Source organism: Enterobacter sp. N5-15 (genome assembly GCF_057221635.1).
The window spans coordinates 2,541,230-2,567,373 of record NZ_CM170150.1; the positions used below are offsets into that span (position 1 = coordinate 2,541,230).

At 55.6% G+C, this 26,144-nt stretch carries 25 protein-coding genes and 1 pseudogene; 9 read left to right on the top strand and 17 right to left on the bottom strand.

What is annotated here, in order from left to right:
• Positions 1–9: 9 nt before the first annotated feature.
• The gene (gene nhoA / locus AC2TE5_RS12090) at positions 10–846 is read right to left on the bottom strand and encodes an N-hydroxyarylamine O-acetyltransferase (RefSeq protein WP_484611701.1); all 837 of its coding nucleotides are present in this window, start codon (positions 844–846) and stop codon (positions 10–12) included.
• Between the two features lie 109 nt (positions 847–955).
• Here nhoA and AC2TE5_RS12095 point away from each other — a divergent pair, with 109 nt between their 5' ends.
• The 3 genes from AC2TE5_RS12095 to AC2TE5_RS12105 all read left to right on the top strand — a co-directional run bounded on the left by AC2TE5_RS12095 (position 956) and on the right by AC2TE5_RS12105 (position 2,442).
• Positions 956–1,528, top strand: a complete 573-nt coding sequence (locus AC2TE5_RS12095) for a flavin reductase family protein (protein ID WP_248237736.1) — start codon at positions 956–958, stop codon at positions 1,526–1,528.
• 126 nt (positions 1,529–1,654) lie between these two features.
• Positions 1,655–2,017, top strand: a complete 363-nt coding sequence (locus AC2TE5_RS12100; protein WP_484611702.1) for a CHAP domain-containing protein — start codon at positions 1,655–1,657, stop codon at positions 2,015–2,017.
• Entirely contained in the window at positions 2,017–2,442 is a 426-nt protein-coding gene (locus tag AC2TE5_RS12105) for a DUF3828 domain-containing protein (RefSeq protein ID WP_484611703.1), read from the top strand. The genes AC2TE5_RS12100 and AC2TE5_RS12105 overlap by 1 nt, the downstream gene beginning before the upstream one ends.
• An 83-nt stretch (positions 2,443–2,525) precedes the next feature.
• Here the strand turns inward: AC2TE5_RS12105 and fusA are convergent, their stop codons facing one another.
• A complete protein-coding gene (fusA, locus tag AC2TE5_RS12110; protein WP_484611704.1) occupies positions 2,526–4,625 on the bottom strand; it encodes an elongation factor G in 2,100 nt (699 codons plus the stop codon).
• 160 nt (positions 4,626–4,785) lie between these two features.
• Between fusA and AC2TE5_RS12115 the strand changes: the two genes are divergently transcribed.
• Positions 4,786–5,088 carry an ArsR/SmtB family transcription factor gene (locus AC2TE5_RS12115; protein ID WP_024909591.1) on the top strand — a complete coding sequence of 101 codons (303 nt, stop codon included), beginning with the start codon at positions 4,786–4,788 and terminating at the stop codon, positions 5,086–5,088.
• 66 nt (positions 5,089–5,154) lie between these two features.
• On the opposite strand, the gene AC2TE5_RS12120 is transcribed toward AC2TE5_RS12115, so the two are convergent.
• Complete coding sequence (locus AC2TE5_RS12120) at positions 5,155–5,610, bottom strand: GNAT family N-acetyltransferase (protein ID WP_213327625.1); 456 nt, start codon at positions 5,608–5,610, stop codon at positions 5,155–5,157.
• 164 nt (positions 5,611–5,774) lie between these two features.
• On the opposite strand from AC2TE5_RS12120, the gene pdxR reads away from it, so the two are divergent.
• Positions 5,775–7,253 carry a MocR-like pyridoxine biosynthesis transcription factor PdxR gene (gene pdxR, locus AC2TE5_RS12125; RefSeq protein WP_484611705.1) on the top strand — a complete coding sequence of 493 codons (1,479 nt, stop codon included), beginning with the start codon at positions 5,775–5,777 and terminating at the stop codon, positions 7,251–7,253.
• Between the two features lie 26 nt (positions 7,254–7,279).
• Here the strand turns inward: pdxR and AC2TE5_RS12130 are convergent, their stop codons facing one another.
• Together AC2TE5_RS12130 and AC2TE5_RS12135 are read right to left on the bottom strand one after the other, a co-directional pair.
• The gene (locus AC2TE5_RS12130) at positions 7,280–7,915 is read right to left on the bottom strand and encodes an ECs1377 family protein (protein WP_213327627.1); all 636 of its coding nucleotides are present in this window, start codon (positions 7,913–7,915) and stop codon (positions 7,280–7,282) included.
• A gap of 121 nt (positions 7,916–8,036) precedes the next feature.
• Positions 8,037–9,368, bottom strand: coding sequence for a 2-hydroxycarboxylate transporter family protein (locus AC2TE5_RS12135; RefSeq protein WP_133549126.1), 1,332 nt, complete (start codon positions 9,366–9,368; stop codon positions 8,037–8,039).
• 348 nt (positions 9,369–9,716) lie between these two features.
• Here AC2TE5_RS12135 and AC2TE5_RS12140 point away from each other — a divergent pair, with 348 nt between their 5' ends.
• Together AC2TE5_RS12140 and AC2TE5_RS12145 are read left to right on the top strand one after the other, a co-directional pair.
• On the top strand, positions 9,717–10,664 hold the full coding sequence (locus AC2TE5_RS12140) for an AEC family transporter (protein WP_024909596.1): 948 nt from the start codon (positions 9,717–9,719) through the stop codon (positions 10,662–10,664).
• 32 nt (positions 10,665–10,696) lie between these two features.
• A complete protein-coding gene (locus AC2TE5_RS12145; protein WP_484611706.1) occupies positions 10,697–12,382 on the top strand; it encodes an NAD-dependent malic enzyme in 1,686 nt (561 codons plus the stop codon).
• 45 nt (positions 12,383–12,427) lie between these two features.
• Here AC2TE5_RS12145 and AC2TE5_RS12150 read toward each other — a convergent pair whose 3' ends face one another.
• The 11 genes and pseudogenes from AC2TE5_RS12150 to AC2TE5_RS12200 form a co-directional block, all read right to left on the bottom strand.
• The gene (locus AC2TE5_RS12150) at positions 12,428–13,429 is read right to left on the bottom strand and encodes a Kdo(2)-lipid IV(A) acyltransferase (protein ID WP_213327629.1); all 1,002 of its coding nucleotides are present in this window, start codon (positions 13,427–13,429) and stop codon (positions 12,428–12,430) included.
• Between the two features lie 192 nt (positions 13,430–13,621).
• Positions 13,622–13,852, bottom strand: a complete 231-nt coding sequence (gene pptA, locus AC2TE5_RS12155; RefSeq protein WP_223560643.1) for a tautomerase PptA — start codon at positions 13,850–13,852, stop codon at positions 13,622–13,624.
• 37 nt (positions 13,853–13,889) lie between these two features.
• On the bottom strand, positions 13,890–14,507 hold the full coding sequence (locus AC2TE5_RS12160; protein WP_484611707.1) for a glutathione S-transferase family protein: 618 nt from the start codon (positions 14,505–14,507) through the stop codon (positions 13,890–13,892).
• A gap of 41 nt (positions 14,508–14,548) precedes the next feature.
• Complete coding sequence (locus AC2TE5_RS12165; protein ID WP_484611708.1) at positions 14,549–15,436, bottom strand: ABC transporter substrate-binding protein; 888 nt, start codon at positions 15,434–15,436, stop codon at positions 14,549–14,551.
• Between the two features lie 9 nt (positions 15,437–15,445).
• The gene (locus tag AC2TE5_RS12170; RefSeq protein WP_023335851.1) at positions 15,446–16,219 is read right to left on the bottom strand and encodes an amino acid ABC transporter ATP-binding protein; all 774 of its coding nucleotides are present in this window, start codon (positions 16,217–16,219) and stop codon (positions 15,446–15,448) included.
• Positions 16,203–17,129 (bottom strand): amino acid ABC transporter permease, encoded by a 927-nt coding sequence (locus AC2TE5_RS12175; RefSeq protein ID WP_484611709.1) that lies wholly within the window; start codon positions 17,127–17,129, stop codon positions 16,203–16,205. The genes AC2TE5_RS12170 and AC2TE5_RS12175 overlap by 17 nt, the downstream gene beginning before the upstream one ends.
• A 9-nt stretch (positions 17,130–17,138) precedes the next feature.
• Complete coding sequence (locus AC2TE5_RS12180) at positions 17,139–17,648, bottom strand: GNAT family N-acetyltransferase (protein WP_008501765.1); 510 nt, start codon at positions 17,646–17,648, stop codon at positions 17,139–17,141.
• 9 nt (positions 17,649–17,657) lie between these two features.
• Positions 17,658–19,921 (bottom strand): annotated as a pseudogene (locus AC2TE5_RS12185) (NtaA/DmoA family FMN-dependent monooxygenase).
• 16 nt (positions 19,922–19,937) lie between these two features.
• Positions 19,938–21,059, bottom strand: coding sequence for a M20 peptidase aminoacylase family protein (locus AC2TE5_RS12190; RefSeq protein ID WP_159514284.1), 1,122 nt, complete (start codon positions 21,057–21,059; stop codon positions 19,938–19,940).
• Complete coding sequence (locus tag AC2TE5_RS12195) at positions 21,056–22,057, bottom strand: LLM class flavin-dependent oxidoreductase (protein ID WP_213327638.1); 1,002 nt, start codon at positions 22,055–22,057, stop codon at positions 21,056–21,058. Before AC2TE5_RS12195 ends, AC2TE5_RS12190 begins: the two co-directional genes overlap by 4 nt.
• A 110-nt stretch (positions 22,058–22,167) precedes the next feature.
• Entirely contained in the window at positions 22,168–22,707 is a 540-nt protein-coding gene (locus AC2TE5_RS12200; RefSeq protein WP_484611710.1) for an AAA family ATPase, read from the bottom strand.
• A 343-nt stretch (positions 22,708–23,050) separates the two neighbouring features.
• Here AC2TE5_RS12200 and AC2TE5_RS12205 point away from each other — a divergent pair, with 343 nt between their 5' ends.
• Positions 23,051–24,586 (top strand): methyl-accepting chemotaxis protein, encoded by a 1,536-nt coding sequence (locus AC2TE5_RS12205; protein ID WP_484611711.1) that lies wholly within the window; start codon positions 23,051–23,053, stop codon positions 24,584–24,586.
• Here the strand turns inward: AC2TE5_RS12205 and AC2TE5_RS12210 are convergent.
• Positions 24,583–24,981: a (R)-mandelonitrile lyase gene (locus AC2TE5_RS12210; RefSeq protein ID WP_484611712.1), complete on the bottom strand. Its 399-nt coding sequence runs from the start codon at positions 24,979–24,981 to the stop codon at positions 24,583–24,585. The two genes, AC2TE5_RS12205 and AC2TE5_RS12210, sit on opposite strands and share 4 nt — an antisense overlap.
• 112 nt (positions 24,982–25,093) lie before the next feature.
• On the opposite strand from AC2TE5_RS12210, the gene AC2TE5_RS12215 reads away from it, so the two are divergent.
• Complete coding sequence (locus AC2TE5_RS12215; protein WP_484611713.1) at positions 25,094–25,990, top strand: LysR family transcriptional regulator; 897 nt, start codon at positions 25,094–25,096, stop codon at positions 25,988–25,990.
• The last annotated feature ends 154 nt before the right edge of the window (positions 25,991–26,144 follow it).

Sequence of the window (26,144 nt, forward strand, 5' to 3'; positions counted from 1 at the left end):
CGAAGTGCGTTATTTTCCCTGCGTCTCAAAACCCGCCATCACGGCCGTGAGCTCCGCCAGTGAAAATCCGTGCTTTGCATCGTCAACGCCCAGTCCAAAGCGTTCCTGCATCAGCTGGTAAAGCGCCTTTGCATCCGGCAGGTGGATCTGCTCCTCCACATGGCCACTCTGCCAGTGGGTAAAGTTAAAGTTAGTCAGCGTCAGCTTGCCGCCGTCAGGCAGATGGCGACACATCAACAGATGATGACGGAAATGCGACTGCGGCCAGTGCGCCGACCAGAAATTCCCCATCACGTAATCACTGAAATACTGCGTTGTCAGGTCAAACTGATACATGGACTGCCAGTGCTCGTGGTGACGGAACTGCAGCACCCAGTCATTACCCTCGCTCAGCAGTCGATAAAGCCCGTGCGGCGTCTCTTGTTCTTCACTGGCGAGCAGACGAATCGGCGCCGTCAGCGTCTGGCCGCCAAAGCCAACATCGGCAATCCAGCGCTCACCGTTAAGCTCGACCAATAGCAGGCGGTGCGTGCGCGGGGGCATTTGCGGCGGACTCGCTAATACCACGCGTCCCAGCACGCTACGCACCGTAAACCCGACCTCGCGCAATACGCGTTCGAACAGGCCGTTTTGCTCAAAGCAGTACCCTCCGCGACGTGCGGCGACCAGCTTGTCGACCAGGCACCGATCGTCAAGCTGGATTTCGCGCGGCAGAACGACATCAATATTCTCAAAAGGGATCGCACAGTTGTGATGTAAATGCAGCGCGCGCAGGGTGTCGATATCCACTCGTGTCGGTTGCGTCCAGCCGATGCGGGCGAAATAGGCGGTCAGGAATGGGGACATGAATCAGTTTCCTTTGATTGTGATGTTCTGTTTATAAACTAATTTTACGCACTCACTTTGATTTCCGTGCTTTTTCGTCATACTCATCGGTGTAGATGAGGAGATCCTAATGAGCCACTTTCGACCTGTTGAATTACGTCACGCCAGCCGTCTGCTGAACCACGGTCCAACTGTGCTTATCACCAGTCGGGATGAAAGTCTCGACAGACGCAACGTGATGGCCGCCGCATGGTCAATGCCCGTTGAGTTTGAGCCGCCGCGTATCGCAATAGTAGTAGATAAAAGTACCTGGTCACGTGAGCTGATTGAACGCAGCGGGAAATTTGGCATCGTCATCCCCGGCGTGGCGGCGGCCAACTGGACATACGCGGTCGGTAGCGTCAGCGGGCGCGATGAAGACAAATTCAACTGCTACGGGATCCCGGTCGTTAACGGTCCTGAACTTGGCCTGCCGGTGATTGAAGAAAAATGTCTGGCATGGATGGAGTGTCGTTTATTACCCGTCACCTCGGCGGCAGAAAAATACGATACGCTGTTTGGGGAAGTGGTTTCAGCGGCAGCCGATGAACGCGCGTTTGTCGCCGGACGCTGGCAGTTTGACGAGGATAAGCTGAATACCCTCCATCATCTTGGAGCCGGGACGTTTGTGGCGAGCGGGAAGATGGTGAAGGCGCTGGATTGATTTACTTAATCATATCCTACTGAATTATAGTAAATTTCTATGGCATTTTATGTTTACTATTGTGTTTTAAAACGGAGGATATTTCCTGAGTTGCTGCATTAGCACTCTCGCGTTAAGGAAATATCAATGACATGGAATAAAGATGGCGCAATCTCGTATGCCAAATCACATGCCCAACCGAAGAGCACGGATTATTGTGCTCACTACGTCACCGAAGCGATCAGAACGGGTGGAAGATTAAAAATCCCCAATACGCGTCTGGCAAAAGACATGGGGCGTACATTGGTCAACGCTGGATTCCGCCTGGTAAACGATCAACCTCATGCCGGTGACGTAGCCGTTATCCAAAATATTGTGGGTCACGATAGCGGGCACGTTTGCATCTACGATTGTCAGCAGTGGATAAGCGATTTTGTACAACGCACTCTGTATCCCGGACAGGCTTATCGAAATATACAGCCCCATTACGAACTGTTCAGGCATGACTAATGAAAACACTCTGTTTTTTTCTTTTCGCTGTGTCTCCATTCGCGGTCGCAGATAGCGTCTCTTCACCGGGCCAGGCGGCGCCTAAATTCAATAAATGGTATATCGCGCAGTTAGAACAGAACAAACCGCCAGTACTTAATCCAGACATCTTGAACGAATACGTAGCCTCAGGAACCCTTGCAGCAATTAAAGAAATGTACTCTGGCGACAGTAACGAAAAAGATATGCCAGATGCGGATATGTTCATCAAATCGCAGGATTGGGATGAAGACTGGAATCAGATAACCGTCTTACATTCTGATTTTGATGCCGTTTGCACAAACGTCTATATCGCGTTTGGGAAGAAACAAGATCACGTTGTAGCAGATTGTCTCATTCAGGAAAAAGGCGTATGGAAAGTTCGCTCGGCCACGCTGATAAAGTAAAAACGTGATATGAAAGGAAACGCCCTCTGTTGCAGAGGAAAAAGCACACGATAGCCCAGCGGCTACCGTGTGCAATTAATTAATTACTTCGCACGTCGTGAAATAATCTCATCCGCAACATTCCGCGGTGCTTCCGCAAAATGATGGAACTCCATCGTATACGTCGCGCGACCCTGCGACATCGAGCGCAATGTCGTGGCATAACCAAACATCTCTGACAGCGGCACGTCTGCACGAATAATCTGGCTTCCGTACTGCTCTGCCATCCCCTGCACCATGCCGCGGCGGGAAGAGAGATCGCCCATAATGTTACCGGCGTACTCTTCCGGTGTTTCCACCTCCACGTGCATGATCGGCTCGAGAATCACCGGATCCGCCCTGCGGGCACCCTCTTTGAAGCCGAGGATCGCCGCCATGCGGAACGCCATCTCCGAGGAGTCGACGTCGTGATATGAGCCAAACGTCAGCGTCGCTTTGACATCGACGACCGGATAGCCCGCCAGCACGCCGCTGTTCATCGCTTCCCGCAGCCCTTTCTCAACGGACGGGATATACTCGCGCGGTACCACGCCGCCCTTGGTGGCATCTTCAAATTTAAAACCGCTTCCAGGCTCCAGCGGCTCCAGGCTCAGCACCACATGGCCGTACTGCCCTTTACCGCCGGACTGACGGACAAATTTGCCTTCGATATCCTTCACCGCTTTACGCAGGGTTTCACGGTAGGTCACCTGCGGACGACCGATGTTCGCCTCGACGCCAAACTCACGTTTCATGCGGTCAACGATAATCTCGAGGTGTAGCTCACCCATCCCGGAGATAATGGTCTGGCCGGACTCTTCGTCAGTATGCAGGCGGAAAGACGGATCTTCCGCCGCCAGACGCTGCAAGGCAATCCCCATTTTCTCCTGATCGGCCTTGGTTTTCGGCTCGATCGCCAGAGAAATCACCGGATCCGGGAACTCCATGCGTTCAAGCGTGATGACGGCATTAGGGTCGGTCAGCGTGTCGCCGGTCGTGACATCTTTCAGCCCAACGCAGGCCGCGATATCCCCGGCGCGCAGTTCGTCCACCTCGTGGCGATCGTTGGCATGCATCAGCACGATACGCCCGATACGCTCTTTCTTCCCTTTTACCGGGTTGTACACCGCGTCGCCTTTGCGCAGCACGCCAGAGTACACGCGGATAAAGGTCAGTTGCCCGACGTACGGGTCGCTCATCAGCTTGAACGCCAGGGCGGAGAACGGCTCATCATCGCTTGGATGACGCTCCGCGTGCTGCCCTTTTTCATCCACGCCATCAATGGCCGGCACGTCCAGCGGCGACGGCATGAGTTCAATCACCGCGTCGAGCATGCGCTGTACGCCTTTATTCTTGAACGCGCTGCCGCACAGCATCGGCTGGATTTCGCCCGAGATGGTGCGAATACGCAGACCTCTGATGATTTCCGCTTCGTCGAGCTCGCCCGTTTCCAGGTATTTATCCATCAGATCGTCGCTGGCTTCCGCCGCCGCAGAGACCATTTTCTCCCGCCATTCCCGGGCGGTGCTGACTAAATCATCCGGCACGGGCGCGTAGGTAAATACCATGCCCTGCGTCGCATCGTCCCACAGAATGGTGCGCATCTTGATGAGGTCCACCACGCCGGTGAAATGATCTTCGGCACCCACCGGGATGACAATCGGCACCGGGTTGGCCTTCAGGCGTTCCTGCATCATGCGTACGACGCGGAAGAAATCAGCGCCCGGACGGTCCATTTTGTTGACGAAGGCCAGTCGCGGAACGTGATATTTATTGGCCTGACGCCAGACGGTTTCCGACTGCGGCTGCACGCCGCCCACGGAGTCATACACCATCACGGCACCGTCAAGTACGCGCATGGAACGTTCCACTTCAATGGTGAAATCCACGTGCCCCGGGGTGTCGATGATGTTGATCCGGTGCGGTTCATATCCTCTGTCCATACCCGGCCAGAAGCAGCTTACCGCCGCGGAGGTAATCGTGATCCCGCGCTCTTGCTCCTGCGCCATCCAGTCAGTGGTTGCCGCGCCATCGTGTACTTCACCCAGCTTGTGGCTCATCCCGGTATAAAACAGGATGCGCTCCGTGGTGGTGGTTTTACCGGCATCGATATGCGCGGAGATACCGATGTTGCGATAACGTTCGAGTGGGATGGGTCGGGGCATGATATTTCCTTAAGTCTTATGACTTGTCTGTGACGACCAGGATGGTCGTGCATTCGTTCGTTTGCTATAATAGTCCTATTGTACGAGTATTATCGAACTATTTTTTAACGGTTGACCTATTGTTGATATAGCTCAATCTGACGCCAAACGCAGGAAAACGATGATCCCAAACCACCCTGAAACTGAACAAATACTGCTGGAAAATGTGCTGTTTGCCCTCGGCAACCCGCTCCGGCTGTCGATAATTCGCCGGCTGGCCGATGGCAGCGAACTCAGCTGTAACGCGCTGCGCCCGGAAGATGTGGTGAAATCCACGATGACCCATCACTGGCGCGTACTGCGCGACAGCGGCGTGATCTGGCAGCGCCCGCAGGGACGAGAAAACATGATTTCGTTGCGAAGAGAGGATCTGGATGCCCGCTTTCCGGGGCTGATGGCGATACTTTTACAGGCTAAATCGTAAGGACAAGCCCGTTTCCCCTGAAAATGCCCCGTAAAGATGTCAGGGGCATTACGTCAGCTAAGGGATTTATCTTACCTGCATACGATATTCAATCATTCCACTTTTTTTGCCAATCCAGTCGTACAATCGTTGCCCGCGATAGTTGGCTTCATGCGTATGCCAGTAAAGATGAGTGGCATGATGTTTTCTGGCTTCTCTCTGAACATATTCTATTAACTGTTTGCCAATGTGTTTGCCCCTGACGGCTTCGCAGACGTATAAATCCTCGAGGTAGCAGTAATCGCTCTCAGCCCAGGTCGAACGGTGAAAGAGATAATGCGCAAAACCCACTATGTCTCCATTACATCGCGCCACCACGCAGTATAGCGGCTCAACGGGGCTGAAAAATCGCTGCCAGGTTCGTTCAGTAATGGCCCCGGACAGATCGACGTTGTAAAACGCCTGATATTTTCCCCACAGCGGCATCCAGCTTTCAAAATCACGTTCTTTAACTGCCTCAATTGTCACGCTCGTATTATTCATAGTGCCTCTTCTCTCACCCGTTTATTCGTTTCAGGAAGAGTGTATTCGCTGAATGGCACGTTTTGCCCCGCCAATTCTCGCCATCAAGGCAGACCAATTTTTCATCCTGCTGCGTGTAATATTGCTTTAGAATTAAGAGACGCAGAGGGAAAGTGGACAACGTAATGTTTAAGCACGCACAGCTTGAAACGGTTAAGGCATGGATTATCGACCCCGCTAACGGATCGCTACCCCTTCATGAAAGGATCCAGAGAGCAATACGGACGCTGATACTGGAAGGGGTACTCTCTCACGGTAAGGCCCTTCCTGCCTCACGCGCGCTGGCGGCTTCTCTCAGCGTTTCCCGGGATACCATAGAAGCGGCCTACTCCAGCCTGCATGCCGAAGGTTTTATTGAGAGACAAACGGGCAGAGGGAGCTTCGTCTCTTCCAGCGCGCGTTTTTTAAAACCCCGTCCTCGACAGCTTCAGCCAACCGCTGAGATACGAAAAGCAAAACTCAGCGTCCGGGGAAATACCGTTTATGAAAGCGGCGGGATCCGCGAGTTTTCCGCCCCTCGCCCCCTTGCGCCCGGCATTCCTGAAACCCGCATGTTTCCCATTCCGATCTGGGAGCGTCTTCAGCGACAGGTCATGAAGGAGTTTCAGCACCAGGCGTTAGAGCAAAGTCCACCACAGGGTATAGAACGCCTGCGACGGGCCATTGCGGAATATGTCAACCTTGAGCGCGGAACGCGTGCGAGGGCAGAACAGGTCATCGTTCTGACAAGTTCTCAACAGGCGCTTGCGCTCTGTTCCCACGTGCTGATGGACGCCGGGGATGGCATTGTCATTGAAGATCCCTCCTATCAAGGGGCACACAAAGCGTTCAAGGCTGCAGGACTTCGCTGTATTCCGGTTCCTCTTGATGAAAAAGGCATCTCGGTTGACGGTCTTAATTCTCTGACCGAGCCAGCCAGGGCGATCTACCTTACGCCGTCTCATCAGTACCCTACCGGGGTGACGCTCTCTCTTGACCGACGGCTGGCAGTTGTTAAATGGGCAAACCGTTACGGAGCCTGGATCATTGAGGATGACTATGACAGTGAGTTTCACTACGAAGGTAAGCCTATGGCCAGTCTTCAGGGGCTTGATACGTACAACCGGACAATTTATATCGGCACGTTCACCAAGTCTCTTTTCCCCGGGCTGCGAATTGCCTACATCATCGTTCCCTCAGAACTGATAGAGCCCTTTACCATGGCGAGGACGTTAATGGATGGTCACACCGCCTCAATAACCCAGCTGACGCTGGCTAAATTTCTGGAGGGAGGCCATTTTGGCGCCTATGTTCGAAAGATGCGGAGTATTTACGTTGCTCGTCGCAACACGCTGGCAAGCATGATAGAAACGTATCTTTCCGAGTATGTTGCCTGTGAAACGCCAGCGGGGGGGATGCAAATGCCTTGTCACCTGAAGCACGGAATATCCGAGAAAGAGATAGCCACCGCCGCCCGCCGCGCGGGTGTTGATATACTTGGGCTTACCGATTTATATGCAGGTCCCCCCGCGTCCACCGGTTTTTTAATGGGATTTGCCGCTTACACGGAGAGGGAAATAGAAGACGCTGTAAAAAAATTGGCCGCAATTTTCCGTCATGTTTGAGGCCGTCGAAGGTCAGCGGCGAATACTCATTCAGGGCGAGCAAGGCTATAAACAGGGATCCGTCGGCTGGTCTTTGTAAGCGTATCGAAGACCTCGGTCTCAGACGTCACAATCCTCACGCCCATTTTCCTTAACCTCTGTACATCCGCCGCAATGCGCTGAATGCCAAACCAGAAAAGCCCGTCGAGTGCCGTTACCGCTAACCCATTTTCCAGCGCCAGCTTAAGTCGTTCGCGGGGGGCTTTAACCTGCTGGGCAATTTGCCTGTAAGGTAATTCATTACATCCCGTCGCGTCACTTCGCTGGATCCGCGTTTTCAGCTGATAGGTAAACTCGTCAGGTATTCCGTCGAGATCCCTTTTCAGGCTATAGACGCAGCCAAAGCGCTTGCCGTTAAACAGAACATTTTTCTGGCTGAGCTGAAGCTCTTTTCTGACAACGTCTATCAGCTGGGGCGCACGGGTAAGAAGCAGCCTGAAGGGCAGCTCGAAGCTGGTGACGTAATCCACATTAAGCAACGCGAGGCGCAGCCGCTCCTCTGCACCGGACTTTTGCTCACGACACTCCTCCATTACCTCTGCCCACTGGCGCGTTAGACGCTCCGGCTCGGCGGCTTCGGTAAGGAGATATTTTTCAATCTGATAATCAACTCTTCCGGTCATCGTGTGGTATCCCGTCGCTGTGGATGCGGTAATTCTATACAGTACGGTGATATTTATAAAGGACTGAACCGCAGCGACATCCTGAAAATGTCGTTGCGATTCAGTATCCTGACGTTTCGGATCAGCGCGCCATAATCCAGCCCATCAGCAGCGTGGCGAAAATCACCGTCGACGCGCCGCCGATGCGGGTGGCGATCTGCGCGAACGGCATGAGCGACATCCGGTTAGACGCGGACAAAATGGCCACGTCCCCCGTTCCGCCCAGCCCGCTGTGGCAGCAGGTCACAATGGCCGCTTCCACAGGATACATATTCAGACGCGACGCGATAAAGTAGCCGCTCAGCGCCATCGCAATCACAACCGAACCGCATACCACCACGTATCCCACCGAGAAGACCGATACCACGCTCTCAAGCGGCACGTATAACATTCCGAGGCCGATCATCAGCGGCCAGACCAGCGCAGCCGAGACGAATTTATAGCAACTGTGCGCGCCCTGCTCCATTGAGGCCGGGATCACCCTGAAGTACTTACACAGAACGGCAATCAGGATCATCAGCACCGGGCCGGGAATGTGTACCAGTTTTTCAAACAATCCGCCGACGATGAAAAACGCGCACACCATCAGTAATCCGCCCCCCATCAGATGAAAATCCGTCTGCTGCGTGCTTTGCGCCCCGGCAAACAGGCTGGCGTCGTCTTTACTTCGCGTGAGCATGCCATTTCCCGAAAGCGCAGGACGTTTCGCGCCGAGACGCGCCAGCGAGCCCGCACAAATAATGGCGAAGATATTCCCGACGACCGCAGCGGGTGCCAGCTGCGCAACGTAGACATCCGGCGTCTGCCCCAGTATTGCCGAATAGGCCAGGGACAGCGGCAAAATCCCCTCGCCAATCCCGCCGCCAATGATGGGCACAATGATGAAGAAGAAGGTGTGGTAAGGCGTATAACCAAACAGTGAGCCTACAATGAGGCCGCTTAGCACGGCCATGCATGTTCCCGCCACCAGCGGAACAAACATGCGCATCATCCCCTGGATTAGCAGCACCCGGTTCATCCCCAGAATACTGCCGACCACCAGGCAGGCGATGACGAAATAGAGCAGATTCGCCTCTTTCATAAGCAGATGCACGGTATCAAGGGTATGTTTCCCGAATACGCCAAAATAGACCAGCACGGAGGGCACCATCAGGCACAGGATCGCCGGGCCGCCGATATCCTTCAGCACCGGGATTTGACGCCCCACTTTGGCAAACGCGAAACCAAGGGTCATGATGACCGCGAGTCCACCTATCATATTTTTCGGCAGCAGCCCTGCCCAGGCGGACGTCGCCACAATGGCGGCAATCCCGACGAACAGCATCAAAGGGACCGTGCCCACCTCGGTATTGTTGAGCCCAAAGGCAAAACGCGAGGTAGACAGCTCAGAAGTCGGTACAGGATTATCTTTCATATAATCACCTGAAAATTGTGTTCGGATATACAGAGAAAGGAATAACTGAAACTATTCCTGATACGAAAAAATGTTCTTAAATATAAATAATGACGTAGATGGCCTTTTCTAAAAACAGACTCAGGGTGAAATTAACATGAGGTATCGGAGAGAAATGTGAACAACACTACCCTTTCCCTTTAAATAACTTAATTCATCATTAAGTAACTAAAGTATTCGTGACGGTTAATGCAATCTTTTGAAATTAATAAAACCAGAGAGAGTGTGACCCTTGTCACTCCTGCCCTGCTATCTAAGCGCTAGATTAGCGCTGCAATAAAACACATAAAATTCCCTACAGGAAATACTATGCCTTCATTACTATTACAGTCACTGTTTCCGCTCGTCTTTATAATGTTACTTGGATGGCTAAGTGGAAAGCTGGGATATTCCCGGCGTGAAGATGCAAACGTCATGGCAACCGTGGTGATTCGTTTCGCCCTTCCTTTCCATCTTTTTATTGGTGCATTGCATACCGACCCCAATAAAATTAAGAACCTGACCTTTATGGCCGTTTTAGTTGTCGGTTTAATGGGGTCGTATTTACTGACGCTTTTTATTTCACGCTACGTTTTTCGTCACGATATCAAAACCAGCGCCATTCAGTCTCTGGTTTGCGCCTTTCCTGATATGGCCTACTTTGGCGCACCGGTCCTGGCGGTATTGATTGGGCCGGAAGGATTTATCGGTGTGCTGATCGGCAACATTATTACCAGCGTTATCATGATCCCCCTGACTATCGTCCTGATTCGTATGGGTGATAAAAACGGACATGATGGCCTGGAGGCGCTGCACCCGGGCGCGATGATCGTGCAAAACCTCATCAAAGCGGCACGCAATCCAATCGTCTGGATCCCGGTCTCCGGCGTCTTGCTCAGTCTGGCCGGTGTGCAAATTCCTTCTATTCTCAGCATGCCTATTGAGATGGTTGGAAAGGTTTCAGGCGGACTGTCCCTGTTTGCCCTCGGCCTGCTGTTTTACGGCGAGCGTCCAAAACTGAATGTGCAGACATTTACCAATATCAGTATTAAAAACCTGATTCAGCCGGCAATGATGGCCGCCGCAGGGATCGCCTTTGGCCTGAGCCATACCTTACTGCAGCAGGTCGTCATTATTGGCGCAACGCCTTCCGCTATTGCCGCGGGGATGTTTGCTTTACGCAGCGATACCTATATTGATACCGCATCCTCTTCCATATTAATTGGCACTGCCGTCGGGGTCGTGACCGAAGGCATTATGATCTATTTCATCTCTTAATCTGTTTTATTAAAAAAATTCAGGAGTTAACCATGTCCCGGAAAGAAGTTCTGTACACCCCCTATAATGGGGCCGTATTGCTGGAAAATCCGCTGTTAAATAAGGGGCTCGCATTTATCAAAGAAGAGCGTGACAATTTTAATCTGCATGGACTATTGCCGCACAACGTTGAAACTATTGAAGAACAAACCGAGCGCGCCTGGGTGCAGTTCTGTCATTTTAAAAGCGATATTTCGCGTCATGTTTACCTGCGAAATATCCAGGACACCAATGAAACGCTCTTTTATAACCTCTTGCGTTTGCATCTGAAAGAGACGTTACCGATTATCTATACCCCGACGGTCGGTGAAGCCTGCGAGCATTTCTCCACGATTTATCGACGCGCGCGCGGCCTGTTTATTTCATGGCCTAACCGCCATCGTATTGATGAGATGCTGCAAAGTTTTTCGCGCAACGACGTTCGCGTGATTGTGGTGACGGACGGGGAACGTATTTTAGGGCTTGGCGATCAGGGTATCGGCGGAATGGGCATCCCAATTGGTAAGCTGTCGCTGTATACCGCCTGCGGGGGGATCCATCCGGCCTCTACCCTCCCGATTATGCTGGATGTCGGCACCAATAATCAGCAGCACCTCGACGACCCGATGTACATGGGCTGGCGTCATCCGCGCATCAGCGACGATCAGTATGCTGAGTTTATGGATATGTTTGTCAGCACCGTTAAAGCGCGCTGGCCCAATGTTCTCCTGCAATTTGAAGACTTCGCGCAGAAAAACGCCACCAGGCTGCTCCAGCGCTACCGCGACCAGCTGTGCTGCTTCAATGATGATATCCAGGGCACGGCCGCCGTCACCGCCGGTACGCTGATGGCGGCGGCGCATGCGGCGGGCACGCGCATTCGCGACCAGCGCGTGGTCTTCCTGGGCAGCGGTTCTGCCGGATGCGGGATAGCTGAAAAAATTGTGGCGCTGATGGTGGATGACGGCCTGAGCGAGCCGGAAGCGCGCAGCCGGATCTTTATGGTCGACCGCTTCGGCCTGCTGACCGACGACATGACTAACCTGCTCGATTTCCAGAAAAACCTGCTTACCGCGCGCGACGCCGTTTGCAGCTGGCAGGTAGACGCGAAGAATATTTCCCTGCTGGACGTGGTGAAGAACGCGCATCCTACGGTGATGATCGGCGTTTCAGGCCAGCCGGGGCTGTTCAGCGAAGAGATTGTCAAAGAGATGCATCGCCACTGTCCGCGCCCAATCATCATGCCGCTCTCGAACCCGACCTCGCGGGCGGAAGCCCAGCCGCAGGATCTTATCGCCTGGACTCAGGGTGCCGCGCTGGTGGCCACCGGCAGCCCGTTCGCCCCGGTATTCTGGGAGAATGCGCACTACGAGATCGCCCAGTGTAACAACGCCTATATTTTCCCGGGCCTGGGGCTGGGCGTGCTGGCCTGTAACGCACGCCGGGTGACGGAAGAGATGCTGATGGCAGCAAGCCGCAGCCTGGCCGCGCAGTCTCCGCTGGTCACCACGGAAAAAGGCGGATTGCTGCCGCCGGTAGATCAGATTGAAACGGTCTCACGCCAGATTGCCGTCGCAGTCGCCCGAGCCGCGATTGAACAGGGCATGGCTCCGGCGATAGATGATGAGACGCTGATGGCGCGTATCGAGAAGACCTGGTGGCAGGCGGACTACGCGCCGTACCGCAGGTCTGCGCTGTAAATCTCGCGCCTGCCCTCATTGCACGGTGAGGGCAGGTTTGCTGCCTTAGTGCTGGACGCCTGACCGGTCGGAAAGATCGGCGGCGGACAGGATATCAGCCCGTGGTGCCACGCTCTTGCGGCGGGCATACCGGTCAGGCTGACCTTCAGGACGCGTTTTGAAGCGCCGGTGCAGCCACATATACTGTTCTGGCGCCATCCGTACCGCCTGCTCAATCGCCCTGTTCATCTGCGTCGCAACAGATTCTTTATCTCCCCCCTGCAGCGCCTCGCTGATATCCTCCAGAATAATCAGTTCGTAGCCGGTGCCGTCCGCCCTGCGGCGCGGCACAAAGGGAATGACGGCAGGCTTAGCGCTTTTGACCAGCATATAGCTACCCGCGGTCGTGGCGGCATCCGGAACCGCAAAAAACGGCACAAAGACGCTATTGGTTTTGCCATAGTCATGGTCCGGGGCGTACCACAAAATCTCATTTTGCTTCAGCGAGCGGATCATCCCCTTTAAATCATGACGATCGAGCATGGTTTTATTTGAGCGCAGGCGTCCGCGCGTCTGAAGCCAGTCCAGCAGCGCATTATTGTTGGGACGATACACCCCAATACCGGGGTTAAGCATGCCAAATATCCGCGCGCCCAGCTCAAGCGTCAGAAAATGCATCCCCACCAGCACCACGCCCTTTCCTTGCGCCCTGGCCTTTTCCATGTGCTCATAACCCGTCACCGTAAAGCATTTCCGCACCCGCCATGCAGGCCAGAACCATGCCATTCCGGTTTCGATCACCCCCATTCCTACCGATTCAAAATTACGCTGCAGCAATGACTCGCGTTCATCCTTTTTCATCTCCGGAAAACAAAGCTCAAGGTTGCGGCGGGCAATCTCGACGCGGCGCGGAAGCAGGCGCATTGCCAGTCGACCAAGGCCATGACCGATGCTGAACAACAGCGGATAAGGGAGCAGCATGATAAGCCACAGTCCGGCAATGCCGGCCCAGCTTAGCCAGTAACGGGGATGAAGAAAGGCGAGTGAAAAACGGGGTAATTTTGTCATGAGAAAATTATCCTTTAACGTGTCTGTCCTTAACTGATTCTGTTGGAGATCTTTCCTAAGGATTGATGAGCTGTCAGTCAGAAACGTAAAGTGTAACGGATAAGACAAAACGCATTTTTATCGATTTTTGCGAAAAGCGGGAAGGCGAGGCGGGGAAAAACCGGGAAGGAGCGATCCCCCCGGCAGTTGAGCTTACATTGAATAGCCTGGCTTTTTGATTAACTCGTCCAGCTTCGGCCCTATTTCGGTATCCCAGACCTGCGCTTTCCAGTCCTCAGGATCCACCTGATTCAACGCAACGGACACCGAACTGTCTTTGCTGTTGAAATGGCGAATAATGACCTCAGCAATATCCTCGGCCAGTGCGGTTTTTTGTTCGTCGTTCAAATCGCGGGGAAAACATTTGATATCTACGTGTGGCATATGCAGGCTTCCAGTTGTGAGTCGTGGCTCCACGTTATCAGATAATACCGTTGGCCTTTAACACCTTGTGCAGTTCCGGCAGCTGGCATACGGTATCTGCGATGGCCGTCAGTTTCGGCGTATTGGCCGCAAACCAGTCATGGCGTGGCCCCCAGGTGCGCGCCACCGCGATATACACGTCCAGCAGCGTCAGCGGTTCACCCAACGCAAACGGTGCGGCCTTGAGCTGAGTTTCGAACCACAAATAGAGGGACTTCCGGTATTCAATGCAGTTTTTCTGCAGCTGTTCCGGCGCGTCCGGCACCCAGCGCTCGGGATAGTCCGCATACGTAAACGTGGGATAGACGTTGGCCACAAACCAGATCAGCAGACGCTGAAACTGCTGGCGTTCGGCCTGCCCCACGGGCGGGGCGAGATCGGGACATCTGTCGAGCACCATCAGGGCAATCGCCGCCGTTTCGGTCATGATGGCGCCATTTTCCAGCTCCAGCGTGGGTACCTGACACAGCGGGTTGAGCTTTTGCAGCAGCTCACGCTGCGGACCGGGCTGGTCAAACCCGTCCACGTTGATAAATTGATAAGGGATATCAGCCAGGGTTAGCATCACTTCACCGATTGCCGAGCCCCAGCCGGGTACGCCATAGAGTTTAATCATGTTGCCCCCTGCGGGATGAAAACCCTAAGTGTAGAGCACCATTAGTAGGTTATCCCAGGCGGGTTGACCTCCGACTGCACCACCGCTTCCCCCTGCTCGCCCCAGCGCGCCAGCACCTTCTGGTAATCTCCGCGCTTAATCGCGCCGTCCAGCGCGGCCTGCAGCGCGTACACCAGCTCATTGCCTTTTTTGGTGGTGGTCGCGACATAGGCTTTTTTCGGCCCTAAACCGACAACGCGGGTTTTGCCGGTGAGCGCCGCTTTGTAGGCTGAAACCGATTGAGGGCCAAAGAACACATCCGCCCTGCCGGACTGAATATAGAGATTGCCCGAGGCATCGTCGTGGAGATAGACCGGCAGCGCAGGCGTCCGCCCCGCCTTTTTGTTCTCTTCGTTCCAGCCCAGCAGAATGCGCTCCTGATTCGTACCGGAGCCAACAATCACCTTTTTCCCTGCCAGATCTTCCGCGCTTTTGATTGACTGGATCTCGCTGGTGGATTTCACCGAAAAAGCCAGCGAATCGACGCGGTAGGTCGCAAAATCAAACTTCTCTTTACGCTGTTCGGTCACCGCAATGTTCACCAGCGCCACGTCGTAGCGCCCGGAGGCGATCCCCAGCGGCCAGTCTTCCCACGCCGTCGGCACCAGCTTCAACTTTAGCCCCAGGCTGCCCGCCAGCAGACGGGCGATATCCGGATCGCTGCCAATGCGCGTACGGTTATCGCTGGCCAGCAGCGCCAGCGGCGGAGAATTCAACGCCGAAACGGCAACCGTCAGCGTACCCGGCTCAACGAATTTATAATTGGCGGGGATCTTCGCCACGGCCTGCCGATCCACCGTCACCGGCAGCGGCTGTTCGTTGGCTTTCAAATCAATGCTGGCGTGGCTCGCCGTCGTGAAGAACAGCCCCGCCAGAAGTCCATATTTCATTGGCACTCCTTACAAGACTTTGGAGAGAAACTGGCGCGTTCGCGCATGTGACGGACGGTTTAATACCTCGTCACTGCTTCCCTGCTCGACGATTTTTCCGTCGACCATAAACACCACCTGATCCGCCACTTCCCGGGCAAAGCCGATCTCGTGGGTCACCACCACCAGCGTGGTGCCGGACCGGGCCAGCTTTTTGATCACGTCCAGCACTTCCCCTACCAGCTCCGGATCCAGCGCCGAGGTGGGTTCATCAAACAGCATCACGCGGGGACGCAGCGCCAGCGCGCGGGCAATGGCAATACGCTGCTGCTGACCGCCGGAAAGATGGCGTGACCAGGCATCGGCTTTATCCCGCAGCCCAACCACGTCCAGCAGGCTGTACGCCCTTTCCACCGCCTCTTTTTTGCTGAGCTTTTTGTGCGCGATGGGCGCCTCTATCAGGTTTTCCAGCACGGTGAGATGCGGAAACAAATTGAAGTTCTGGAACACATAGCCCACGTTGACGCGCTGTTTGAGGATCTCCTTCTCCTTCAGCTCATAGAGCTTATCGCCCTGACGACGATAGCCAATGTAATCCCCGTCAATCTGGATAAAGCCTTCGTCGACGCGCTCCAGGTGATTAATGGTGCGCAGCAGCGTCGATTTACCGGAGCCGGACGGCCCGAGGATGACCGTCACGGACCCGGGCGGGATCTCAAGCGAAACGTTGTCGAGCGCCTTATGGCGGCCAAAAAACTTGCTGACGCCGGTAATCGAAATATGTCCTTCAGGAGAGGCTTGCATGGACGGGCTCCTGTGCTGGCGTGGTGGTGACGGAACGGGTACGACGGGTGGCACGGTTCTGGTTAACGGCAGAGCGGCGTTCGCTGCGGGCAAGCGCGCGCTCGACGCCATACTGGATAGCGGACAGGACGGTTGTGATCGCCAGGTACCAGGCGGCACCGACCATCAGCAGCGGGATCACCTCCTGCGTGCGGTTGTAGATCATCTGGATGGTATAGAACAGTTCCGGCATCGCCAGGACATACACCATCGCCGTGCCCTTGGCGAGGCTGATGATTTCATTGAACCCCGACGGCAGAATGGTGCGCAGCGCCTGAGGCAAAATGATGCGCACCGTGCGGCGCCAGGCCGGGAGGCCGAGCGCGGCGGCGGCCTCGTACTGCCCGTGGTCGACCCCGAGGAATCCGCCGCGAATGATCTCGGCGGTATAGGCGCTCTGCACCAGGGTTAGCCCCACCACGGCGGTAGAAAACTGCCCCAGCACGTTGATGGTTTCAAAGCTGCCCCAGGTGATGCCGGTGAACGGCACGCCGAGAGAGAGCGTGTCGTAGAGATAGGAAAAGTTGTACAGAACGATCAGCACCACAATCAGCGGCAGCGATCGAAACAGCCAGATGTAGGCCCACGCCAGGCTGCTCAGAAGCCACGACGAGGACAGTCTCGCCAGCGCCAGCATGCCGCCCAACACCACGCTCAGCGCGGTGCCAATCAGGGTCAGCAGCAGGGTCTGCCCTACGCCTTCCAGGATCACCGGGTCAAAGAACCAGCGGGCGAACACCGCCCACTCCCAGCGCGGGTTAAAGGCCACGGACTGAATCACGACCGCCAGGACAAACAGCGCCACCGCGGCGCCGACGGTCCGCAGCGGATAACGCGCCGGGACCACCTTAATGGTTTCAACGTTGCTCATCGTCGTTCCTCATGCGGTTTTACTGAACGCTTCGCGTACAAGCGTTTTAGTGAAGCGCAGCCGACCGTCAAACGGCGGCTGGCTGTACTCTTCCGGATCCCGGTTCAGATCGAACTGCGGCTGATAGCCCTGGCTGAGATAAAGCCTGACCGCTTCCGGCTGGCGAAAACCGGTTGTCAGGTAGATTTGGCTATATCCTGCCAGCACCGCCCTGCGCTCAAGCTCCTGCACCACGCGCCCGGCAAGCCCCTGCTGACGCAGGGTTTTGTCCGTCCAGATGCGTTTGATTTCCGCGGTGCGTTCGTCGAAAGGTTTGTACGCGCCGGTGGCGATAATCTTCCCGTCGCGCTCCAGCACGATAAACAGCCCCTGCGGCGCTAAATACCACTCGGTGAGTTCCACTTCCGCGTCTTTAGAGAAGTAGTCCCCGTAACGGGCGGCATATTCGCCGAACAGCCCCTCAATGATGGGCTGAAGCTCGGCATCTTCCGGGGAAACATCACGAAATCGTTCGCTCATCACGCCTCCTTAATCGCCCAGGCCAGCCGGGTTCACTTCTGACTGAGGAATGCGCTCAACCCCTTCCCCCCAGCGGTTCAGCACTTTGTCGTAATCGCCGTTTTTGATGACGCCGTTTAGCGCGGTTTGCACCGGCTCAACCAGCCCGCTGCCTTTTTTCAGCGTCACGGCAATGTGCGCCGCCTTCGGCCAGCCGCCGTCGACGCTACCCACCAGTTTGGTTTTCCCGTTCAGCGCCGCTTTCCACGCGCCGATCACGTTCGGGCCAAAGTACGCATCCGCGCGTCCGGACTGCAGCGCCAGCGTTTGTGCCGCATCGTCTTTGGTATAGATCGGGGTAAAGGGCTTCAGCCCCTTCTTCAGGTTTTCGGCGTTCCATGCGAGCAGGATGGCCTCCTGGTTGGTGCCGGAGCCAACGATAATCCGCAGCCCGGCGATGTCCTCAGCCTTCTCAAGCGACTTGATCGGGCTGCTTGATTTCACGTAGAACCCGAGGGAATCTTTACGGTAGGTGGCAAAGTCAAACTTCTCTTTACGCTCTTTGGTGACGGTGATGTTGCTGATGGCGGCATCATATTTCCCGGAGGCCACGCCCAGCGGCCAGTCTTCCCAGGAGGTCGGCACCACGTTCAGCTCCAGCCCCAGGCTGTCAGCGACCAGGCGGGCGACGTCCACTTCACTCCCCAGCAGCGTTTTGTTGTCATCGGAAAACACCGTCAGCGGCGGTTGATTGAGGCCCGCCACCGCCACGGTAAATTTCCCCGGCACGGCGAAGCGATAATCTTTCGGCAGCTGTGCCACCGCCTCTCCATTTTTGACGGTATTAACCGGCGTTTTATTGGCCTCGATGCTCACGCCGGTGCCGTTAATATTCACATTCTCTGCCCAGACGGCAGGGGTAAAGGCCAGCGCGAGCGCCAGAATAAGCGATGTTTTCTGCATAGCGGGGTTCTCTTTTATTGTTGTGTGAACTGGTTTTTAGGTTCGTCTAAGCCCAGACTTTCGCGCAGCGTGGTGCCCGGGTAGTCGGTACGGAACAGGCCGCGCGCCTGTAAAACAGGCACCACCTGGTCAACAAAGCGCGGGAAGGTATCCGGCGTACCGCCCTGAATGATGAAGCCGTCTGCGGCATAGCCTTCAAACCAGGCCTGCAGACCGTCTGCCACCTCTTCCGGCGTGCCGGAAAAGCGCGGACGCGGCGAGGCGGCTTCCAGCGCTACCTGACGCAGGGTTAAATTGCGCTCGCGGGCATTACGCTTAATTTCATCGGTGGTGCTGCGGAAGCTGTTTTTGCCTAAGTCGCCGATATCCGGGAACGGCTCGTCGAGCGGATACTGGCTGAAATCGTGATGTTCAAAATAACGCCCGAGGTAGTTGAGGGCATCGTTAATCGACACCAGCGCCGCCGTGGTTTGATACTGGTTTTCCACGTCATCGGCGTCTTTACCCACAATCACGCTGACGCCCTGGAAAATATGTAAATCTGACGCGCGGCGTCCGTTAATTTCCAGCTGCTGCTTCACGTCGCGGTAAAAGGCTTTCGCTTCGTCGAGGGTTTCGTGATGGGTAAAAATGGCGTCGGCATGTTTCGCCGCCAGCTTTTTCCCGTCGTCCGACGCGCCCGCCTGAAAGACAATCGGTCGTCCCTGTGGCGTACGCCCAATATTCAGCGGGCCGGCGACCTGGAAGAAATCACCGTGGTGGTCGAGGGTATGCAGTTTGGCCGAATCAAAGAACTGACCGCTCTCCTTATTACGCACAAAGGCGTCGCCCTCCCAGGAATCCCACAGCCCTTTCACCACGTCGAGATACTCATCCGCAATCCGGTAGCGCAGCGCATGCTCGGGGTGTTTTTCACGGGAAAAGTTCTTTGCTGACCCTTCCAGCGGCGAAGTCACTACGTTCCAGCCCGCGCGTCCATTGCTGAGGTGATCGAGGCTGGCGAACTGGCGCGCCGTGGTGAAGGGCTCGCTGTAGGAGGTGGATAAAGTTCCCACCAGCCCCAGGCGCGAGGTGATGCTGGCGAGAGCGGATAACACCGTCAGCGGTTCAAAGCGGTTTAAAAAATGCGGGATCGATTTCTCGTTGATATAGAGACCGTCGGCAACGAATAAAAAATCGAGTTTGCCCTCCTCCGCCTTTAACGCCGTCGCTTTGACGAAATCAAAATTGATACTGGCATCGGCGACGGCCTCAGGGTGACGCCAGGCGGACATATTTCCGGATGCACCATGCAAAATGGTCCCCAGCCGCAGTTGACGATGTGCAGACATATTCACCTCTTAAGAATTAAACGTGTTGCAGGGCTTTTTCCGCAAGCTCTGCAAAATAGCGGGCAGCGGGCTCAATTAAGGCTTCATCCGGATTGAAGGCCGGATGATGTAAACCATACGGGCTGTTGCTGCCGATGCTGACAAACGCCCCCGGGATCTGCTGCAGATAGACCGCGAAATCTTCCCCGCCCATATGCAGCTCGGCGTGTCGGGTTTCGTATCCAGCGTCCCGGGCGACCGAGGTGGCGAAATCGGCCCAGCGCTCGTCATTCACCAGCGCGGTGGGCCCGGCATACCAGGTGATATCAATCTGCGCGCTAAAGGCGCTGGCAAACCCGGCGGCGATTTCACCCACGCGGGCTTTCACGTTCTGCTGCACCTCCGTGCGATGGGTGCGCAGCGTGCCTTCCAGCTCGACGCTTTCCGGCAGCACGTTCCAGGTGTTACCGCCCGCAATGCGCGTCACGCTCAGCACCACCGAATCCAGCGTATTGACGTTGCGGCTGGCGACGCTTTGCAGCGCCGTCACCAGCTGGCTCGCCAGCACAATCGCGTCGTTGCCTTCGTGCGGACGTGCGGCGTGCGCGCCCTTACCGGTAATGCGGATCACGAAGCGATCGACGTTGGCATAAAACGGCCCGCCGCGGGTAGCGAACTCACCGACCGGCAGGCCGGGCTCGTTATGCATGCCGAAGATGGCGCTGACGTCGCGCAGGGCACCGGCCCGCACCATGCTCTTCGCACCGCCAAAGTTCTCTTCGGCAGGCTGAAACAGGATCCGCACCCGGCCGTTAAGCGATGCTTCCCGCTCTTTCAGCTTCAACGCGGCGCCGAGGATCACGCTGGTGTGGATATCGTGCCCGCAGGCATGCATTACGCCTGCACGCTGGGAGCTAAACGGCACGCCGCTGCGCTCTTCAATCGGCAGAGCGTCGATATCCGCCCGCAGCGCAATCAGTTTGCTGCCCGAGCCGATTTCCGCCACCAGTCCGGTAGACAGGTCATAAGGCTGCGGGGTAATCCCGGCATTCGTCAGCCACTGGCGCAGGCGCGTCGTGGTCTCCACTTCCTGGCCGGAAAGCTCCGGGTTCTGGTGCAGCTCGCGACGCCAGGCAATCAGCTGTTCGCCAAAGCTCATACGGTGACCTCCCTGTTAAGACGCGCCTCGGCAAGCAGGCGCAGCGACGCGACGCGCGTTGCTCCCTCCGCTACCGGCGTGTCGATGATAAATTCGTCAATGCCCCACTGCTGGTGCAGCGCGTTAAGCTGTTCCAGGACCGACTCAGCCGTACCGGCCAGCAGCGACTGCGCCCGGCGTGCAATGCGCACCGGCTCGCTGCCCGCCTGACGCGCAAAGGCGTAGGCCTGCTCTTCGCTGGCCACGGTGACGCGCTGGCCGTTTGCCAGCTCAACGCCCCACACTTCGACCTTTTGCGCCAGGGCTTCTGCCTCGGCCTGCGTCGGCGCGACAATCGCCTGTACCGCCACAATTACGTCCCGCGTGCTGCTCTTACGCCAGGTCGATACCACCTCGCGCAGCAGTTCCGGGTCACCGTTCAGATGCGCGGCAAAAACAAAGTGCCAGCCGAGCCTGGCGGCCAGCAGCGCGCTATCGGTACTCGCGCCCAGCAGAAAACGTTCTGCAGGCGACGGCGGCAGAGGCGTGGCGCGGACGGCATCCTCAGTTGACGGATGTTCAGGACGGATCCAGCGATCGAGCTGGGCCAGCTGTTCGGCGAAGCTGCCCTTTTCCTCTTGATTCAAGCCCTGCTGCAGCGCACGCGTTGAGAGCGGTAAACCGCCGGGGGCTTTGCCGACGCCGAGATCCACGCGCCCGGGCGCCAGCGCGGCCAGCACGTTGAAATTCTCAGCGACTTTATAAGGGCTGTAGTGCTGGAGCATCACGCCGCCGGATCCGACGCGGATGCGCGTTGTCTGCCCGAGGATCCAGGCAATCAGCAGCTCCGGTGAGGGGCTGGCAAGATGGGGAGTATTGTGGTGTTCGGCAATCCAGAAGCGGTGATAGCCCAGATTTTCTGCCTGCTGCGCCAGCGCCAGCGTACGCGCCAGTGCATCGGCAGCCGTTTCGTTTTCAGCGATGGGGCTTTTATCCAGAATGCTGATTCGCCATGACATGTTGCGTTCTCGTTTGACTTAACATGTCGACATTATTAAAGGCGCATTTCACCACTGAGAAACAATTAATTTACATTTAGTTTGCCGGAAATCAGATATATAAAACCATGCTAAGAATAAGACTTTAAGGCGGCAATCAGCGTTTCCGCCTGCCCGCGGCGGGTAATACGGACAAAACGAATATGCCCATATTGCGGGTTTTGCAGATCGGCTTCATAACGCGTGCGGTTGTTACGCCACGTTTTCATCGTCCAGATGAGAATGGACTCTTTACTGAAGAACGCGCGCCGGAAACTCTCTTTGTTCCCGGTTCCGGGCCAAAGCTCGTGTTTATGCCAGGCCCGTTTGATTGCCCTGTTGACGGCCTGCCAGAGGGTGCGGGCAAACCCATAATCCACCCACACCACAACGTCTACATTGCGCCATTTAACGGGCCGCGTGCGGTTATAGTTGCCGTCGAGCACCCAGTCTGGCGACGCCTGTAGCGCCTGCTCCAGCTTTTCCTGAAACACATCGTCCGGCGTTCCCTGCCAGTCGGGTCGCCAGTAGAGTCTGTCCATCTCGATATAGGGAATAGCCAGTTCGGTCGCAATCTGCTTCGCCAGCGTGCTTTTTCCGCTCCCGCTGGTTCCGATGACGTTAATTTTCACCTCAGCCTCACTGTGTTAACGAAAACTGACCAAATGATAGCGTTTTCATCCTGTTAACGAAACGCTATTTCAGCTTGGCAATTTTATCGGGGTGGCGATCTCCCTCTTTCAATTTGGCTTATGTCATTTATTTGCAGCGCCCCACAAAAACGCCCCTGAAAATATTTTCATTTTTATTACATTCGCTAGCGTTAACAGATTAAAAATAATGAACAGCGGGTATTTCAGGCGGTCAGAATTTCAGAGAGAATAAGCAACGGACAGTTATAAAAAATAATCACATTCATCTTACCGGAGCGTTTTCCGGACTTTATTATTCTTGCACATCATCATGGAGTTACTCATGAGGCGTAACACTCCCGTTACACAAAACGAGTATTTGCTTAACGATGGTTCGACGTTAATGTCGACCACCGATACAAAAAGTCATATTACCTATGCTAATTCCACTTTTATTGAAGCCAGCGGATATAAAGAAGAGCATCTTCTGGGTGAGCCGCATAATCTCATCCGCCATCCCGATATGCCTGCCGAAGCCTTTGGCGACATGTGGTTTACCCTGCAGCAAGGTGAGACCTGGACGGGGCTGGTGAAGAACCGTCGCCATAATGGCGATCATTACTGGGTGCGGGCTAACGTGACGCCGGTCTGGCAGGGTGGATCCCTGACGGGCTATATTTCCGTGCGAAATATACCCGCGCGGGAAGAGATCGCGGCCAGTGAAAAGCTGTATGCAAAAGTGCGTAATAACGAATTAAAACATTACCGCTTTTATAAAGGATTACTGGTTCGGCGCGGTTTATTTTCGTTTATGTCGCTTTTTAAATGTCTCAGCACCGGCAAACGAATCCATCTTGGTATTGCGACGACGGCGTTACTCTCCTGCCTGGCGGTGTATTTATTCCCTGATAAAGTTGTGCAGTCGGGGAGTCTGGTACTGCTGTTTACTTCCCTGGCTTATTATCTTCATGCGCAGATCGCCCGGCCGGTTAAATCTATTGTACAGCAGATGCAGCGCGTGGTTTCAGGGCGTAAAACGGACTATTACCATTTTGACAGGATCGATGACATCGGGCTGATGATGCGCCTGGTCAATCAATCAGGTTTGAACCTGAATTCGCTGGTCGATGACGTCGGGGCGCAAATCAGCGGGATTGGCACCATCAGCCAGCAGGTCGCGAAAGAAGGTGCAGCGCTGCAGACGCGTTCAGAAGAGACCGCAGACTTTCTGCAGCAAACCGCGTCGGCGGTGGAAGAGATCGCCAGCGCGGTGAAGCAGACGGCAGAAACCGCGAAAGAAGCCACGGAGATGGCGGATCGCACCCGCGACAGCGCCCACTGCGGCGAAGCGATGATGAAAGAGACCATCGGTATGATGCAATCCGTATCGCAGGATAACAGCCAGATCGTCGATATTATCAGCGTTATCGATCGTATCGCCTTCCAGACCAACATTCTTGCACTGAATGCTGCCGTGGAAGCGGCGCGCGCAGGTGAAGCCGGGCGCGGCTTTGCCGTGGTGGCGGCCGAGGTGCGCAATCTTGCGCAGCACTCCGCGACGGCGGCGAAAGAGATCAAAGCGCTGATTGAGAAAAACGTCGCCAGCGTCAACGCTGGCGTGGAAAAAGTGGAACAGACCGAAACGCAGCTGACGGTTATGATCGACAACGTGCTGCGGGTCTCCTCCCTGATTAAGGAGATCGGCCACGCCACGCAGGAGCAAACCCAGGCGCTGACGCTCATCAACGCATCCATCTCCCGTATCGGCGCAATGACCCACAACAATACGGGGATGGTGGATAACGTCGCTCACGCCGCGAATCACCTGACGCAGCGCACGACGCGCCTGCAGCAGGCGATTGCCGTTTTTGGCGGTTAGCCGTTCGGATACTGCTCGTCGGTGACTTTTTCCAGCCAGGCTACCGGGCTGCCGTTAACGGATTCGGCGATGGCAATATGCGTCATCGCCGTTTGCGCGCTTGCGCCGTGCCAGTGCTTTACGCCGGGTGGGATCCAGGCGATATCCCCCTGATTCAATACTTCCGCCTCTTTGCCCCACTCCTGTAACCAGCCGCGCCCCTGCGTCACAATCAGCGTTTGCCCAAGGGGATGCGTATGCCACGCGGTGCGCGCGCCCGGCTCAAAGGTTACGGTTGCCCCGCCGACGCTGGCAGGTTCGCTCGCCTGAAATGGCGCGTCAATGCGGACGGTGCCGGTGAACCAGGCTTCCGGTCCTCGTACTGAAGGTAATGACCCGCTGCGGATAATTTTCATCTTATGCTCCTCATTTACTGTTGCGTTAACAGTAGCGCAAAGCAATCCGGAGTATTAGGGTGCATAATCAGATAGGAAATATGATTGAAATTCATAAATAGAGGCAATCGCAATGCTAAAAGATAATTTCAACGACCTGCTCTCTTTTATGGTAGTCGCCCGCGAGCGCAGCTTTACGCGCGCAGCGGCGCAGCTGGGCGTCTCGCAATCGGCACTAAGCCATGCCATGCGCAAGCTTGAAGCGCGGCTCGACGTTCGCCTTTTAACCCGCACAACCCGCAGCGTTGTTCCCACCCAGGCAGGTGAGCAGCTCTTTGCGCGCCTAAGCCCGCATTTGCTGGAGATTGAGCAGGAGCTCACGGCGCTTCGCAGCGCGCGCAACAAACCCGCCGGCGCTATCCGCATCGTCGCCGGCGAGCATGCGATGGACGTCGTACTCTGGCCGGTACTGAAGGCGTTTATGGTGCAGTATCCTGAGATTAACGTCGAAGTGACGGTAGATAACGGCCTGACGGATATCGTGGATGGCCGTTTCGACGCGGGAGTTCGCCTGGGTGAACAGGTGGCAAAAGATATGATTGCGGTACGGATCGCGCCGGATATGCGCATGGCCGTGGTTGGTTCCACGAATTATCTGGCACGCTTTGGCGTTCCGCAGACGCCGGAGCAGCTCGCTGACCACCGCTGTATCAATATGCGCCTGCCCACGCGCGGGGGATTGTATCACTGGGAATTTGAACGCGACGGGCGCGAGCTTCGCGTGCGGGTTGAGGGGCAGCTTACGCTGAGCAACCTGTCGCAGCGCATCGACGCCGCTGAGAGTGGACTCGGACTCGCATACGTACCGGAGGCGTCGGTTCTGGGAGCGCTGAGTGACGGACGGCTGGTCAGGGTCCTTGAAGCGTGGTGCCCAACTTTCGAGGGGTATCACCTTTATTATCCGAGCCGTCGCCAGCACACTACCGCTTTCAGGTTACTGCTAGATGCTCTGCAGCAATCAAAATCTTGACCACCTGGTAATAATTAAGAAAATCTGATGATTAAATAATCAACCCGCCAACTGTTTTGTCTAAAAACTCACCACGATTCAGCGTGTTGTGATCGCCGTCTGCTCTGACCACACGATTTCCTTCGACGTGCATCACTTTCGGCACGGTTATATT

What these genes read in the sequence shown, in the direction of transcription:
- AC2TE5_RS12145 (WP_484611706.1), top strand. Translation starts at nt 10,697, where the DNA reads ATGTCCCGGAAAGAAGTTCTGTACACCCCCTATAATGGGGCCGTATTG.
- AC2TE5_RS12205 (WP_484611711.1), top strand. Translation starts at nt 23,051, where the DNA reads ATGAGGCGTAACACTCCCGTTACACAAAACGAGTATTTGCTTAACGAT.
- AC2TE5_RS12165 (WP_484611708.1), bottom strand. Translation starts at nt 15,436, where the DNA reads ATGAAATATGGACTTCTGGCGGGGCTGTTCTTCACGACGGCGAGCCAC.
- AC2TE5_RS12150 (WP_213327629.1), bottom strand. Translation starts at nt 13,429, where the DNA reads ATGACAAAATTACCCCGTTTTTCACTCGCCTTTCTTCATCCCCGTTAC.
- AC2TE5_RS12195 (WP_213327638.1), bottom strand. Translation starts at nt 22,057, where the DNA reads ATGTCATGGCGAATCAGCATTCTGGATAAAAGCCCCATCGCTGAAAAC.
- AC2TE5_RS12140 (WP_024909596.1), top strand. Translation starts at nt 9,717, where the DNA reads ATGCCTTCATTACTATTACAGTCACTGTTTCCGCTCGTCTTTATAATG.
- AC2TE5_RS12215 (WP_484611713.1), top strand. Translation starts at nt 25,094, where the DNA reads ATGCTAAAAGATAATTTCAACGACCTGCTCTCTTTTATGGTAGTCGCC.
- AC2TE5_RS12180 (WP_008501765.1), bottom strand. Translation starts at nt 17,648, where the DNA reads ATGAGCGAACGATTTCGTGATGTTTCCCCGGAAGATGCCGAGCTTCAG.
- nhoA (WP_484611701.1), bottom strand. Translation starts at nt 846, where the DNA reads ATGTCCCCATTCCTGACCGCCTATTTCGCCCGCATCGGCTGGACGCAA.
- AC2TE5_RS12135 (WP_133549126.1), bottom strand. Translation starts at nt 9,368, where the DNA reads ATGAAAGATAATCCTGTACCGACTTCTGAGCTGTCTACCTCGCGTTTT.
- AC2TE5_RS12190 (WP_159514284.1), bottom strand. Translation starts at nt 21,059, where the DNA reads ATGAGCTTTGGCGAACAGCTGATTGCCTGGCGTCGCGAGCTGCACCAG.
- AC2TE5_RS12105 (WP_484611703.1), top strand. Translation starts at nt 2,017, where the DNA reads ATGAAAACACTCTGTTTTTTTCTTTTCGCTGTGTCTCCATTCGCGGTC.
- AC2TE5_RS12175 (WP_484611709.1), bottom strand. Translation starts at nt 17,129, where the DNA reads ATGAGCAACGTTGAAACCATTAAGGTGGTCCCGGCGCGTTATCCGCTG.
- AC2TE5_RS12100 (WP_484611702.1), top strand. Translation starts at nt 1,655, where the DNA reads ATGACATGGAATAAAGATGGCGCAATCTCGTATGCCAAATCACATGCC.
- AC2TE5_RS12210 (WP_484611712.1), bottom strand. Translation starts at nt 24,981, where the DNA reads ATGAAAATTATCCGCAGCGGGTCATTACCTTCAGTACGAGGACCGGAA.
- pptA (WP_223560643.1), bottom strand. Translation starts at nt 13,852, where the DNA reads ATGCCACACGTAGATATCAAATGTTTTCCCCGCGATTTGAACGACGAA.
- AC2TE5_RS12095 (WP_248237736.1), top strand. Translation starts at nt 956, where the DNA reads ATGAGCCACTTTCGACCTGTTGAATTACGTCACGCCAGCCGTCTGCTG.
- AC2TE5_RS12160 (WP_484611707.1), bottom strand. Translation starts at nt 14,507, where the DNA reads ATGATTAAACTCTATGGCGTACCCGGCTGGGGCTCGGCAATCGGTGAA.
- AC2TE5_RS12130 (WP_213327627.1), bottom strand. Translation starts at nt 7,915, where the DNA reads ATGACCGGAAGAGTTGATTATCAGATTGAAAAATATCTCCTTACCGAA.
- AC2TE5_RS12170 (WP_023335851.1), bottom strand. Translation starts at nt 16,219, where the DNA reads ATGCAAGCCTCTCCTGAAGGACATATTTCGATTACCGGCGTCAGCAAG.
- AC2TE5_RS12120 (WP_213327625.1), bottom strand. Translation starts at nt 5,610, where the DNA reads ATGAATAATACGAGCGTGACAATTGAGGCAGTTAAAGAACGTGATTTT.
- fusA (WP_484611704.1), bottom strand. Translation starts at nt 4,625, where the DNA reads ATGCCCCGACCCATCCCACTCGAACGTTATCGCAACATCGGTATCTCC.
- AC2TE5_RS12115 (WP_024909591.1), top strand. Translation starts at nt 4,786, where the DNA reads ATGATCCCAAACCACCCTGAAACTGAACAAATACTGCTGGAAAATGTG.
- pdxR (WP_484611705.1), top strand. Translation starts at nt 5,775, where the DNA reads ATGTTTAAGCACGCACAGCTTGAAACGGTTAAGGCATGGATTATCGAC.